The following is a 12,917-nucleotide window of genomic DNA, read 5'->3' as shown; positions in this document are numbered from 1 at the left end:
CGGTCACCCTCCGTTCCGCTGCGGGTTCGGCTCCCGGGCGGGATCCACCGCGTTCGACGGCGGCTCGAAGCGCAGCGGGGTGATCTGGCCGACGTCGTACCGCTGCCGCATCGCCGCCACGGCCGCGGGGTCCACCGCGGTACCGCGCGACCAGATCTCGGCTATCTCCTCGAAGTAGGACTCGTGTTCCGGCGATGGATAGCTCTGGAAGAGCATCTTCGCCGGCTTGTCCGTGGCGTTCCGGAACGCGTGCGGGGTGCCGGGGGGTACGAACATGCAGCTCCCTTCACCGGCCCGCACGACCCGGTCGCCCTTGGGGGACTGCCAGTGGTGCCAGGTATCGGTCGTGCGTTCGGTCGGTTCGAAGCACAGCAGGTCCAACTCCCCCTCCAAGACGTAGAAGAACTCTTGGGACTGGTGGTGGACATGCGCCCCGACGTCGAATCCGGGCGGAACGATCACTTCGAAGACCGATATGGCGGATCCCATCTCCTTGGTGGCCTTGAAGGTCACGTCCTGTGCCGGGGTGACCAGCTTTCTCCCGGCACCGGCCGGGATGATGAGGTCGGTCATGGCTCCGCTCCCTTTGCTCACGCGGGCGTTCAGGGGAAGGTCTGCTGCTCACACGGGTGTTCAGGCGATGGTCTGGCCCTGACACGGGTGTTCAGGCGATGGTCTGGTCCTGACACGGGCGTTCAGGCGAAGGACTGCGGGCCGTCGTCGGCCCCCCAGGTGCCGAGCGCCATCTCGGCGGTGATGCCGGGACCGAAACCTGCGATCAGGCCGGTCGCACCGGGCGTCGGCGTGTCCTCGTCGAACAGCCTGCGGGCGGCTTCGAGTACGACGGCGCTCGCGATGTTCCCGTACTCACGCAGGGTCGACCAACTGTGGCGGAACACCTCGCGGTCGACTTCGAGGAACTTCGCGAGGTCGTCGAGGATGCGTGGGCCGCCGGCGTGAATGAGGTAGAAGTCGAGCTTGCCGACGTCCCAGCTGTGGTCCTTCGCCAGCTCGCGCAGGACCGGCGCGAGCGGTTCCATGGTCCCCGGCACCCGGCGGTCCAGTTGGAAGTGGAAGCCGGTTTCCTTGACGGCGTAGGAGATCCAGTCCTCGGTGCCGGGTATCAGGTAGGAGGCGTTGCGCTCCAGATCGATGCCGACGCCCCCTTCGCCCCGTACAACGGCGGCGGCGACCGCGTCGCCGAACAGACCGTCCGAGAGCAGCGAGCCGATGTCGTCCGCGTCGGGCTGGTAGCAGAGCGAGCACAGTTCGCAGGAGACGATCAGGACGTTGCTGCCGGGGTGGGCCGCGCAGAAGTCATGGGCACGGTTGATCGCCGCACCGCCCGCCGCACAGCCGAGCTGGGCAATGGGTATCTGCCGGGTGTCGAAGCGGAAACCCAGGGTGTTGATGAGCCAGGCCGTCAGCGACGGCATCAGGAACCCGGTGCATGACACATAGATGATCGCGTCGATGTCACGGGCCCTGAGTTCGGCGTTGGCCAGGGCCTGCTCGATGACCTGGGGCGTGCGTTTCTTGGATTCGACCTCGTAGATGCGGTTGCGCTCCGCGAGGCCCGGGTGGTGGAGCGTCTTCTCGATGGGTTGGACGATGTGCCGCTTCTGGACACCGGTGTTCTGGATCAGCCGGAGCGCCAGGGCGAGTTGCGGCTTGCCGGCATGGGCTCGCGCGGCGAAATCCAGAGTCTCTTCCACGGTGATGATGTGTTCGGGCGCATTCATCGCCGGCTTGCATAGTCTCGGCATAGGGGGGATCCACTTCCTCAGAGTCTCGACAGGGCAGTGGGGTGGTGCGTGATGGCACCTCTCGTCCGCCATCCCGGTGTGGTGTGTTGAGGAGTTCCGCACGGTGGCCTGATCTGCCCGCCGATGAGTCAGGCAGTCGGACACACCCCCGGACGAACCCCGCACGGCACGGGCGGGCGGTCTCGTCGACCCTCGACACGGCAGCCCCCTCCGGCCGGTCGACGCGCTGAGGAGGTGCGGCGGGGCCACGACGGCCGGGCTACGGAGCGAGGGCGTTCGCCGTGGCGGCCGGTCGGTCGGACGTCGGCCATTGACGGAGAGTCGCGCCCGCATTTCGAGGGGAGGGAGTGCGCCTGCCCGGACCGTGTGGCTGACTGCCGCGGATCACCGGGGGCCTCAGCCTCGCCCGCGAGCAACGGCGGACGGCGGTCGATCCACTGCCTCGCGGCTGTTTTCGGGCAGGGAGGGTGTGCCGAAATAGTGACACAGGGCCGGCCCCGCACCAAGCGAACCACTGAGTGACCTGGGTCACATATCGAGATCTGGTGAAATCGGGATCCGCGTCGCTCCCGGACCGCCACCAGGGCCAACGATCCGCAGCCGGGGCCGGATCCGGATTCGCCCGGACGGCGAATGCCGGCCACACCCTTGCCGCACACCTCACTCCGCCCGTGCGCCCCTGGGTCGTGTCTTCACAGGCCGTCCGCCTGCCGCGCCCGGCACGCACACTCTCTGGGCCTCACCCTCCGGCCACCCCGGGCGGCGGCTCCGAGAACCCATCAGAATGAGCCATTCATGCCTCGCTCGCCCTCATGGTGACTCCCCCGCACCCCCACTCTCCGGTGAGCCGCCACGCGCCACCCTGGTCCACACTCCATTGGTACGGACCGCACGGGCGGGGACAGCCCACGCGACCCGGCGACCCCGACCGGGAAGACACGGCACCGGCCGGGGGTCATCGGCCTGATGGCGGGTCACACTCGGCGCACACCCCTCCATGCCTGCCCTTCGACTGCCCGTCGCACGATCCCGACAGGGGGATCCCACCAGCGGTGCGCGGAACGCCACGGGCCGCAGGTGCGCGCACTCCTGACCGGCCCGCCAGTCGGGCGGGGTGGCTCATGGAACACGACCCCGAGACCGGGTCGATGGCGGCTCCACACGGAACAGGGACGGCCAACCACCGTCCGACGACCGGTGCCCCCAAGGGCGCGTCCGAAAGCCGATCTTGTCACGGCACTATCCGGACCGCATGATTCCTATCGCATGTCTTGACAGGACCATGATCACGCGGTGGCCGGGAACCCGGACACCCCACCCGTCCGGGACCCACGCACCGGCTACCGCGGCAGAGCAGAGTCGAGAGACACAGGCGTCTCCCACCCCCCACGAGACATAGACGTCTCCCACCCCCGGCAAGGCGACCGGTCGGAGGCGTACGCCTGCCACCGGCCGGCTCCGGGGGCCTCCCCGACCCCCCACGAAGGGAACAGCACCATGTCCACGGGACACCCTCCGGGCCGTGAAACGCGCACCACTGTCGCCATCACCCGCCCCGCCGTCGTCGTGCCCGAACATGTGGTGACCCAGGACGAGATCATCGCCGCACTCGGCGAACTGTTCGCGGACGTCCCCCATGTCGAGCGAGGGCTCGACCTGATGCGCAGCACGACGGTGGAGACCCGACGCATGGTGGCCGGACTGAAGGAGATGCTCTCCGACCGGCCCTTCGGCGTCCGCAACGCCCGCTACACCGAGGAGGCCGTCCGGCTCGGCGCGGAAGCGGCGCGACAGGCGCTCGACACCGCGGGCGTCGCCGCAGCGGAGGTGGACTACCTGGTGTTCGTCTCGTGCACGGGCTACGCACTGCCCGGGCCGGACGCGTACATCGCCCAGGAAATCGGCTGTCGTCCGACGATGCGCCGCACACCGATCCAGCAACTGGGCTGCGCTGCGGGGGCCTCCGCCCTGGCCGAGGCGTTCCACTACCTTCAAGCCTATCCGGACGCCACCGCCCTGGTCGTCGCGGCCGAACTCAGCTCCCTGTCGTTCCAGCCGGGCGAGCACACGCTGAGCGATTTCATCTCCAATGGCATCTTCGGCGACGGCGCGGCAGCCGCCGTCCTACGCCGCGCCGCGCCCGCTGCCACGGGCTTTCACATCCGGGGCGCCCGACAACACCTCCTGCCCGCGTCGCAGTCCGTGATCGCGGGACGTACATCCGAGCGGGGACTGCACTTCAGAACCGATCCGCGGGTACGCAGCACCGTGCCCAAGGTGATACCCGAGATCGAGTCCTTCCTGGCCGAGTTCGGCTGCGAACCCGGTTCCCTGAGCTTCTGCGTCTCGCACACGGGCGGCCCGCTGATCATGGACGGCGTCGAGGAGGGCCTGTCACTTCCTCCGGGAACCCTGCGGCACAGCCGCGCGAGTATGGCTCGGATGGGAAACACCTCAAGCGTCTCGGTGTTCGACGTGCTCAGGCGCCACCACGACGACGGATCACCCGCACATGGGTCCCCGGGTCTCATCGTCGCGTTCGGGCCCGGCTTCACCACGGAGATCATCGCGGGGGCGTGGAACGACGGTGCGACGGCGTGACGCACGGCCCGCAGCAGGCCGGGGAGGAGATGGTGGCTCCCCCTGCCGGGGGGATTCCTCAGTAGTGGGGGGAGGTCATCGGCGCCGGGTCAGGGGGCGGCCGGGGCGATGGCGTCCAGGGATTCGGGGAGCGTCTGGCCGCCATCAACGGTAAGTGTCTGGCCAGTGATGAACGCGGCCTCGTCGGAAGCGAGGAAGAGCACCGCGTGCGCGATGTCCGAGGTCTCGCCCAGCCGGCCCAGGGGGATCGATGCGGCCATACCGCGCAGATACTCCTCGCCCAGCTCGGCGAGACCTTCGGTGCGGACATTGCCCGGCAGGACGGCGTTGATGGTGATGCCGTGGGGTGCCAGCTCAAGGGCGGCGCCACGGAGAAAGCCCAGTTGACCCGCCTTGCTCGCGCCGTAGTGGGACCACCCGGCATACCCGGTGGTGGGGCCGGTGATCGAGGAGGTGAGGATGACCCTGCCGCGCCCGGCGCCCTCCATCGTCGGCAAGCAGGCCCGGACGGCGAGAATGCCGCCGCGGAGATTGACGTCCAGGACCTCGTCCACATCATCGGCGGTCATCTCGCGCAGCGGCTTCTCGGGAAAGATCCCGGCGTTGGCGCAGAGTACGTCGATGCCTCCGTGCAGGCGTACGGCCTCGGCCGCCATCTCGTCGATGGCGGCCGGGGTTCGCAGGTCGACTCCCCTTCCCGTGACCCGGCCGCCGGTGGTGCGGGCGAGGCCCTCCGCGACGGCGCACGCGGTCCGTTCGTCCCTGCCCGTGAGGAGTACGGCAGCGCCCTGACGGGCGAAGAGTTCGGCGATCCCGTATCCGATGCCGCGCGTCCCGCCGGTGACGATGACCGAGCGGTTCTCCCAGCGCGTGAAAGTCATGCGGTGTGTTCCTCCTCAACTGTGCGCCGGGGATCACGGACGCCACCCGGCTGACGCGGTCCCCCCGGCGGGGGGCCCGGGCAAGCTCGGAGCATACGGGCCGGCACGAACGTACCGATCTGTTTCAGGACTTCCGGGGTACGGAGGCTCGGGACGTCATGAGCGGCTGAATGCGGGTGCCGAAGCTCTCCACGCCTTCGATGAATTCATCGAAGACCAGAATGATCCCTTTGACGCCATGGACCTCACTGACCTGGTCGAGCATCCTCGCGACGCTGCCGTAAGACCCGACGAGGGTTCCCATATTGAGGTTCACGGCACCCTCGGGCAGCGCTACCGATTTCGCGGTCGAGGAATCGTCGGCGTCCTTGTCCTTCGCCGTCTGCACGGTCAAATACCCCAGTGCCGCAAGGTCGGCGTTGTCGTGGTAATCCTTCCACTTCGCCTGCGCGGCCCGGTCGGTCTCGTCCGCGATGACCATGAAGAGTGCGAACGCACCGACGTCACGGCCGGTCGTGCGGGTGTGTTCGGCGAGCGTGGCGGTGGCGGCGGAGAGTGCGAGCGGGGTGTTGACCCCACTGCCCAGGATGAAGTTCCCGTCGGCGTACTCGGCGGCGAACCTCATCCCCGTACCGCTCTGCCCGGCAGCGAGGATGTCGATGGATCCGCTCGCCGGGCGCGGGGACAGCACACAGCCGTCCATTCGGTAGAACTCGCCCTGGAAATCGCTGGTACCGGTGCTCCATAACTGGCGCAGTACGGTGGTGTACTCGGCGGCGCGCGCATAGCGGTTGGCGAAGTGCTCGTCTCCGGGCCACAGGCCCATCTGGGCGTACTCGGCGGGGGCCCAGCCGCTGACGATATTGACGCCGGCCCGACCGGGGGCGATCGAGTCGATGGTCACCGCCATCCGGGCGGCCATCGCCGGAGGCAGCGCGAGGATGGGGGCGGAGGCGTACAGCCTGATCCGTTCCGTCACGGCAGCCAGTGCGGCCGTCAGGGTGAACGACTCAAGGCAGTGATCCCAGAATTCCGTCTCCCCACCGAATCCCTTGAGCTTGACCATCGACAAGGCGAAGTCCAGTCCGTGCTCTTCGGCCCGCTGCACGATGGTCTTGTTCAGTTCGAAGGTCGGCATGTACTGCGGAGAACTCTTGGAAATGAGCCAGCCGTTGTTACCGATGGGGAGGAACACTCCGATGTCCACGCCACTCCTCAGTCGTGAGGGCAGGCAACCCACCGGCTCTCCCCGCCCTTACCACCATCCTGTCGCGGGCCATCCTGCCCAAGGCACGGTGCGGTACACAACGGCCGCGCCACCGGTCCTCCATCGGCGGGACCGACCCGTGTCGTGGCCACCGGACCACAGCGTCGCGAGCGCCCGACCCGTGTTGTCACACCCGCGTCATACGCTTTCGTCATGAGCGTCTCTCTCTACTACAGCGCGCACCGCACGACCCCCCTGACCGAGGCGGAGTCGGCCTCCGTCACGCGCATCGCCGCCGCGCACATGGCATCGCTCCCGTATGAGGACGAGGAAAGCCTGTACCTGTACGACCAGGACGCGGACGCACCGCGGGAAGTCGTCGCCGGGTCCACCAAGATGCCGTTCGACCCCACGCGGCTGCTGCCGGTGATCGCCCATCTGCTGGATTCCGTGTCGGCCCTGCGCCAGGCGATACCCGATGCCGAGTGGCGCGTCCACCTGGACGACCTCGACGTCCCCTGGGACGAAGCGGAGGGATACGCCCTGCCCGGGATGCGGGACGCGGCCCTGACCGGGTGACTCGCGGCGGTCCACGCCGGGGGCGGGACGGCGCGGGAGGAGAGCAGGCCAGGGGTTATGTCCGCATGTCAGACGGGTCGAACCCAATCTCCGTGGGGACAGCACGAATTCATGGAACGGTCAGGGAACGAGAATCACCCTCGCCCCCTCCTTCCTCATGTCGGGCCCATGACATGGGCCCGTGAAGCGGGCTCCGACGGTGGGCCCGGGTTCGCGGGAGGCCCATGCGGCTCCCCAGTCAGGAGAGGCATCATGCAGCGACGTACCTTCCTCACCGGCACCCTGCTCGGCGCGGCCTTGGCCACTGTGCCGATCACCGCGCTGACCACCACCAGTGCCTCCGCCGCCACGGTGACCGTCAGCTCCATCGCCGACCTCCAGCGGGAGATCGACCGCGCCGCGCCCGGCGACCGGATCGTCCTGACCAACGGCACCTACAACGTCCCCGCCGCCGGCATCCGGATCTCGGGCAAGCACGGCGTCGGCACCCACATCACCATCGTCTCCCAGAGCCGGGGCGGCGTGGTGCTCCAGGGCGACAAGAGCTTCGTCCTGAGCAATTCCAGTGGCATCACCATCAGCGGCTTCGCCTTCCGCCAGCGGGACGAGCTGGTGATCCCGGCCAACTGCTCCGACATCCGGCTCACCCGCAACGACTTCAAGTTCGCCGACCTCACGGGCGTCCACTGGGTCGTGGTGAAGGCCAACGGGGTCAAGATCGACCGAAACTACTTCCACGACCGCTCCACGTCGGGCGTGTTCCTCGTCGCCGACGGCCCCGACGCCCCTGTCGACCCCGACAGGGAGACGATGGTCAAGGGCCTCACCATCCTCCGCAACCACTTCGCCCGGCACACCTACCCCGGGGACAACGGCGGCGAGTCCATCCGGCTCGGCGCCAGCCACCGGGCTCTCGACAACGCCGGGGCCGTGGTGGAGTACAACCTCTTCGAGCAGTGCGACGGGGACCCCGAGGCCATCTCGGTGAAGTCCTCCAACAACTTCATCCGCTACAACACCCTCCGCAACTGCGCCGGGGGCATCGTGCTGCGCCACGGCAACGGCACGCTCGTGCACGGCAACCACCTCGTCGGCGGAGTCGCGGGCATCCGCATCTACGGGAATGACCACAAGGTGTTCAACAACCACCTGACCGGACTGTCCGATCGCGCCCTCGTGATCGGCAGCGGCTCGGTCCGCGACCACCTGCCCGGCGACCTCCCGGCCCAGCAGAAGGGCAACGACGCCTGCGACCGGGTGCTGATCACGCACAACAGCCTGGTCCACAACGCCCGCACCATCGTGGGCGAGAACCGCGCCCATGAGCCCCGGGACGTGGTCCTCAGCAACAACATCCTGGTCGCCGACTCGGACAGCCTGGTCGCCCTGGGGCAGAACACCGGCTTCACCTGGCAGGGCAATCTGCTGTGGGGCACGGCGACCAACGGCACCATCCCCTCCGGCGGCTTCGTCCGGACCAACCCCCGCCTCCAGGAGGGTACCGACGGGGTGTTCCGTCTCCTGTCGAACAGCCCGGCCATCGGCGCGGCCGTGCCGACGACCCATGCCGTGAACGACGACCTCGACGGCCACCCGCGTGGCAGCAGCCGTGACATCGGCTCGGACCAGTACACGACCGCCGCGCCGCTCCGTTCCCCGCTGACCGTCGCGGACGTGGGCCCGAACGCCGCGTGATTCCCGCATGAGCGCCGCTCCGGTACGGGTCACCACCCGGCGACCCGTACCGGAGCCCGGGACCGGGTGCGCGTGCCGGTGAACCCCTGTGCGGGTGGCCGGTCGTCGTCCCCGTGACCTGCACTCCGGTCCCGTCGCCCGCGTGGATGATGATCGGACCCGTACTCCGGTCAAGGATGGCTGTGCTCGGGCCGCCACCAGGGAGGCCGCATAGGGGGCGGCACGGACACATACGCCCATTCAGGTGGATTGGTGTGCGCACTCGGCCGCGGGGTGTGACCCGCTGCCATGATGCGGTCACCGAGACAGCCACCTGTTTGGAGTACTCCAACATGACTGCGCAGGACCGGGGAAACAACCACGCCGACAGCGAACTGCTGGACCTGGCCGATCAGAAGCTGATCCGTGATCCGTTCACTTCCTACACACCCATCCGTGAGCGCGAGCAGATGGTCCGGGGCGGCATCCCGGGTGTGGACCCCATGTGGGTGGCCACCCGCCACGACGACATCCGGACGATCATGAGCGGCGCCCACTTCACCATCGACGCCAAGACCGCCCCCGGCGGTCCGGTGGCCCACCGCACCGAACAGACCTGGCAGGCCCGCGGCATGTACGCGGAGCACGAGAAATACCTGCGCGCCGGAATCTTCGACTCCGACGGCTCCGACCACCGCCGGCTGCGCGGTTTGGTCACCGCCGCGTTCTCTCCACGCCGCGTGGCCGCGCTGCGCCCCAGGATCAAGGCCATCGCCACTCAACTGCTGGACCGCCTGCCGGAGCACGCAGAGGACGGCGTCGTCGATCTGATCGAGCACTTCGCCCGGCCACTGCCCATCACCGTCATCTGTGAGCTGATCGCCGTCCCCGAAGCGGACCGGGAGCGCTGGCGGGCACGGAGCGCCACGCTGACCGCCGGCGTCTGCGGTGACGAACTCGGCGACGCGCTCGCCGGCATGGTCGACGACGCCCACGCCCTCGTCGAGCTGCACTCCACCCACCCCGGCAGCGACCTCGTCTCCGAACTACTCGCCCCCCACCACCGCGACCGACTGAGCACCGACGAACTGGTCGCCCTCATCACCAACCTGGTCGTCGCGGGGCACATCACCACCGTCAACCTCATCTCCAACAGCACCGAAGCCCTCCTCACCCACCCCGACCAACTCACCCTGTTGCGCGAGGACCCCACCCTCATGCCACACGCCGTCGACGAACTCATGCGCTACTGCGGGCCCGTCGTCCGAGCGCTCCCCCGCTACGCGACCTGCGACACCACCGTCGGCGGCACCCCGGTACGCACCGGGGAGGCCGTCCTGCCGATCGTGTCCGCGGCCAACCGGGACCCCGCCGTCTTCGCCGAACCCGACCGCCTCGACCTCACCCGCACCCGCCACAGCCGGGAACCCCACCTCGGCTTCGGACACGGCGTCCACCGCTGCCTGGGTGCGCACCTCGCGCAGGAAGAGACCGCCATCGCCCTGACCGAGCTGCTCGCCCGCGTCCCCGAACTGCGACTCGCCACCGATCCGCGAGATCTGCAACGCGGCAGCAACCCCGTCAACTGGCACCTGAAAGCCCTCCCCGTACGCCTGTGATCACACGACCGCGCAGGGCGTGACAACGAGCGACGCCCTCGCGCGGCCGTCTCCACCGCAGCGGCGGTTCAGCGGACTTTCGCGTTGCCCGCGTAGGGCAGCAGGGCCATCTCGCGGGCGTTCTTGATGGCAGCGGCGAGCCGGCGCTGCTGCTGGGCGGTGACACGGGTGACGCGACGACTGCGGATCTTGCCGCGGTCGGAGATGAACCTGCGCAGCAGATCGGTGTCCTTGTAGTCGATGTAGGTGATCCCGGCCGCGTCGAGCGGGTTGGGGCGGGACTTGAGCGGCGTACGGAATTCCGGGCGGCGGGCCATGAGGGCTGCTCCTTGCGTGTGCGAAGGCGTCGTATCGGCGGAGGTCAGGCGGGGTCGAGGAGCGCGTCGAAGGCGGCGGGGAGGTGCTTCCACGCCTCACGTCCGGCGGCGTACTCGATATCCGTCAGAAGACAGGAGTCGAGGAGTTGTTCGAGCCCCTCCCGGTCCAGTCCGGGAGAGGTGAAGACGAGGTGCTGGCAGCAGTCGCCGTGTTCGGGGTGCCAGTCCAGTGACGCTGCGGCCTGGCGCATGGGTGGGACCAGTTCCCAGGCGGCGTCGGGCAGCGAGGCCAGCCACGGGCCGACGTTCTCCACGCAGAGCGCACCGCCCGCGGCGTCCCAGGCGAGCAGGGTATCGGGGCGATCGGCGAGCCAGAACCGGCCGCGACTGCGCGCGGCCGCACAGCACAGGTCCTCCAACGCATCGTAAAGGCGCTCAGGATGGAAGGGTCGGCGACGGCGCCAGACGAGCGTGGTCACCCCGGCGTCGTCAGCGTTCTGGGGCAGCAGCGCGCACGCCGGATGCTGAGCGGCGGCCGCCGCCTCGACGTCAAAGCCGGCGAAGGCGACCTCGGCGAGTTCGCCGGAGTCTGACGCCACCTGGCGGGCGGTGGGGTGCAGTTGCGCGAGCAGGGCGCGGTCCTCACCGTCCGCCTCCTCATTGTCGACCAGGGCGAGGACGGGGGCGTACTCCAGTTGACGGGCCCAGGTGTCACTGACGGTGCGCCGGTCGGTGGGAGCGGCCTCCAGACCCACTTCGGCCAGGTCGTCGCCGTTGGCCAGATAGGGCAGCACGAGTACGGGGTCCACGGCGGTGATCACGTTCGTGAGGATCAGGTCGTCGCCCGCGTGGGCGGCGACCACCTCCGCCATACCCTTCGGTTCGACCGAGTCCCACAGCTCGACGACGGCGAGCCGCGTCAGGCCGCGGCTGGCCAGCCGCTTCAGCTCGGGGACGAGGTCCTCGCGGAGGGCGCAGCATGCGCAGTCGTTGACCAGCGGGGTCTCTCCGTCGCACAGGGGTCCGGAGGCGTCGCGCATCCGACGGCGAACGGTTCCGCTGCCCGCGTCGGACAGGTCGTGATGCAGGGCGACGCTGCCGGGGACGGCCCGCAGGAGCCCGTCGACGACTTCCCTGCGGGCGTCGGCGTGGAGTCCGGCGACGAGGACGACGGCCAGTCGTGGGTCCTGTTCCATCACCGGTCCCCGTAGCGGCGCTCGAAGCGTTCGACGCGGCCAGCGGTGTCCAGGACGCGGGCGGTGCCGGTGTAGAAGGGGTGGCTCATCGAGGAGATCTCGACGTCGACCAGCGGGTAGGTGTGGCCGTCCTCCCACTCGATCGTCTTGTCACTGGTCATCGTGGAGCGGGTGAGGAAGGCGTGGTTCGAGGCGGTGTCCCGGAAGACGACGGGGCCGTAGTCGGGGTGGATGCCGGGCTTCATGGCGGAGGCGGGCCTTTCTGGGGGGACGGGGCGTGGGCCGTAGGAGGGTTCAGCGTTCTTCGCGGAAGTCGACGTGGCGGCGGGCGACGGGGTCGTACTTGCGCAGCACCATGCGGTCGGGGTCGTTGCGCCGGTTCTTGCGGGTGACGTAGGTGAAGCCGGTGCCCACGGTGGAGCGCAGCTTGATGATCGGGCGGAGTTCGTTGCGTGCCATGAGGCTAGTATATGGGAATGATTTCCATTACCAATAACTGATGGCCACAGAGAGAGGCAGGTAACACACCCATGTCCGCCCACTGCCAGCTGACCGGCGCCAAGCCGGGCTTCGGCAACCAGATCTCCCACTCGCACCGGCGCACCTCACGCCGGTTCAACCCGAACATCCAGCACAAGCGCTACTGGCTCCCGAGCGAGGGGCGCAACGTCCGCCTGACCTTGAGCGCCAAGGCGATCAAAACGGTGGACGCCATCGGCATCGAGGCCGCCGTCACCCGGATCCGGGCGCGCGGAGGGAAGGTCTGATGGCGAAGAAGAGCAAGATCGCGCAGAACGAGAGGCGCAAGGAGATCGTCGAGCGGTACGCCGACCGGCGGGCCGAGCTCAAAGGGGTCATCCGCCACCCGTCCACCACCCCGGCCGAGCGCGAGGCCGCACAGGCGGAGCTGCGCCGACAGCCGCGCGACGCCAGCGCCACCCGCGTGCGCAACCGCGACAGCGTGGACGGCCGCCCCCGCGGCTACCTGCGCAGGTTCGGCCTCTCCCGAGTCCGCGCCCGACAGCAGGCGCACGCCGGTTTTCTGCCCGGGGTGACCAAAGCATCCTGGTGACCGGG

The 12,917-nt window shown here is 68.9% G+C and carries 14 protein-coding genes; 6 read left to right on the top strand and 8 right to left on the bottom strand.

What is annotated here, in order from left to right; all coding sequences use genetic code 11:
• Positions 1 to 3 precede the first annotated feature (3 nt).
• Together ACH4S7_RS36020 and ACH4S7_RS36015 are read right to left on the bottom strand one after the other, a co-directional pair.
• The gene (locus ACH4S7_RS36020; protein WP_398525647.1) at positions 4 to 573 is read right to left on the bottom strand and encodes a cupin domain-containing protein; all 570 of its coding nucleotides are present in this window, start codon (positions 571 to 573) and stop codon (positions 4 to 6) included.
• 122 nt (positions 574 to 695) lie between these two features.
• Positions 696 to 1,766 carry a type III polyketide synthase gene (locus tag ACH4S7_RS36015; RefSeq protein WP_398525646.1) on the bottom strand — a complete coding sequence of 357 codons (1,071 nt, stop codon included), beginning with the start codon at positions 1,764 to 1,766 and terminating at the stop codon, positions 696 to 698.
• 1,497 nt (positions 1,767 to 3,263) lie between these two features.
• On the opposite strand from ACH4S7_RS36015, the gene ACH4S7_RS36010 reads away from it, so the two are divergent.
• Positions 3,264 to 4,367, top strand: a complete 1,104-nt coding sequence (locus ACH4S7_RS36010) for a type III polyketide synthase (RefSeq protein WP_398525645.1) — start codon at positions 3,264 to 3,266, stop codon at positions 4,365 to 4,367.
• An 89-nt stretch (positions 4,368 to 4,456) separates the two neighbouring features.
• On the opposite strand, the gene fabG is transcribed toward ACH4S7_RS36010, so the two are convergent.
• Together fabG and rutA are read right to left on the bottom strand one after the other, a co-directional pair.
• On the bottom strand, positions 4,457 to 5,248 hold the full coding sequence (gene fabG, locus ACH4S7_RS36005; protein ID WP_398525644.1) for a 3-oxoacyl-ACP reductase FabG: 792 nt from the start codon (positions 5,246 to 5,248) through the stop codon (positions 4,457 to 4,459).
• Between the two features lie 124 nt (positions 5,249 to 5,372).
• Positions 5,373 to 6,455, bottom strand: coding sequence for a pyrimidine utilization protein A (rutA, locus tag ACH4S7_RS36000; RefSeq protein WP_398525643.1), 1,083 nt, complete (start codon positions 6,453 to 6,455; stop codon positions 5,373 to 5,375).
• A gap of 213 nt (positions 6,456 to 6,668) precedes the next feature.
• On the opposite strand from rutA, the gene ACH4S7_RS35995 reads away from it, so the two are divergent.
• The 3 genes from ACH4S7_RS35995 to ACH4S7_RS35985 all read left to right on the top strand — a co-directional run bounded on the left by ACH4S7_RS35995 (position 6,669) and on the right by ACH4S7_RS35985 (position 10,327).
• Positions 6,669 to 7,034 (top strand): hypothetical protein, encoded by a 366-nt coding sequence (locus ACH4S7_RS35995; RefSeq protein WP_398525642.1) that lies wholly within the window; start codon positions 6,669 to 6,671, stop codon positions 7,032 to 7,034.
• Between the two features lie 252 nt (positions 7,035 to 7,286).
• Positions 7,287 to 8,729, top strand: coding sequence for a polysaccharide lyase 6 family protein (locus tag ACH4S7_RS35990; protein WP_398525641.1), 1,443 nt, complete (start codon positions 7,287 to 7,289; stop codon positions 8,727 to 8,729).
• Between the two features lie 332 nt (positions 8,730 to 9,061).
• Positions 9,062 to 10,327 carry a cytochrome P450 gene (locus ACH4S7_RS35985; RefSeq protein ID WP_398525640.1) on the top strand — a complete coding sequence of 422 codons (1,266 nt, stop codon included), beginning with the start codon at positions 9,062 to 9,064 and terminating at the stop codon, positions 10,325 to 10,327.
• 68 nt (positions 10,328 to 10,395) lie between these two features.
• Here the strand turns inward: ACH4S7_RS35985 and rpsR are convergent, their stop codons facing one another.
• Genes rpsR through rpmG form a run of 4 tightly spaced genes read right to left on the bottom strand, consistent with a single transcriptional unit; the run spans position 10,396 to position 12,299 of the window.
• Positions 10,396 to 10,644, bottom strand: coding sequence for a 30S ribosomal protein S18 (gene rpsR, locus ACH4S7_RS35980; protein WP_398525639.1), 249 nt, complete (start codon positions 10,642 to 10,644; stop codon positions 10,396 to 10,398).
• 44 nt (positions 10,645 to 10,688) lie between these two features.
• Positions 10,689 to 11,840 carry a CobW family GTP-binding protein gene (locus ACH4S7_RS35975; RefSeq protein WP_398525638.1) on the bottom strand — a complete coding sequence of 384 codons (1,152 nt, stop codon included), beginning with the start codon at positions 11,838 to 11,840 and terminating at the stop codon, positions 10,689 to 10,691.
• Complete coding sequence (locus ACH4S7_RS35970) at positions 11,840 to 12,085, bottom strand: type B 50S ribosomal protein L31 (RefSeq protein ID WP_398525637.1); 246 nt, start codon at positions 12,083 to 12,085, stop codon at positions 11,840 to 11,842. The genes ACH4S7_RS35975 and ACH4S7_RS35970 overlap by 1 nt, the downstream gene beginning before the upstream one ends.
• A 49-nt stretch (positions 12,086 to 12,134) precedes the next feature.
• Entirely contained in the window at positions 12,135 to 12,299 is a 165-nt protein-coding gene (gene rpmG / locus ACH4S7_RS35965; protein WP_398525636.1) for a 50S ribosomal protein L33, read from the bottom strand.
• 71 nt (positions 12,300 to 12,370) lie between these two features.
• Here rpmG and rpmB point away from each other — a divergent pair, with 71 nt between their 5' ends.
• On the top strand, positions 12,371 to 12,607 hold the full coding sequence (rpmB, locus tag ACH4S7_RS35960) for a 50S ribosomal protein L28 (protein ID WP_398525635.1): 237 nt from the start codon (positions 12,371 to 12,373) through the stop codon (positions 12,605 to 12,607).
• Complete coding sequence (rpsN, locus tag ACH4S7_RS35955; RefSeq protein ID WP_398525634.1) at positions 12,607 to 12,912, top strand: 30S ribosomal protein S14; 306 nt, start codon at positions 12,607 to 12,609, stop codon at positions 12,910 to 12,912. The genes rpmB and rpsN overlap by 1 nt, the downstream gene beginning before the upstream one ends.
• The last annotated feature ends 5 nt before the right edge of the window (positions 12,913 to 12,917 follow it).

Source organism: Streptomyces sp. NPDC020965 (assembly GCF_044333555.1).
GTDB lineage: Bacteria > Actinomycetota > Actinomycetes > Streptomycetales > Streptomycetaceae > Streptomyces.
This window is presented reverse-complemented; position numbering and strand designations above follow the sequence as displayed.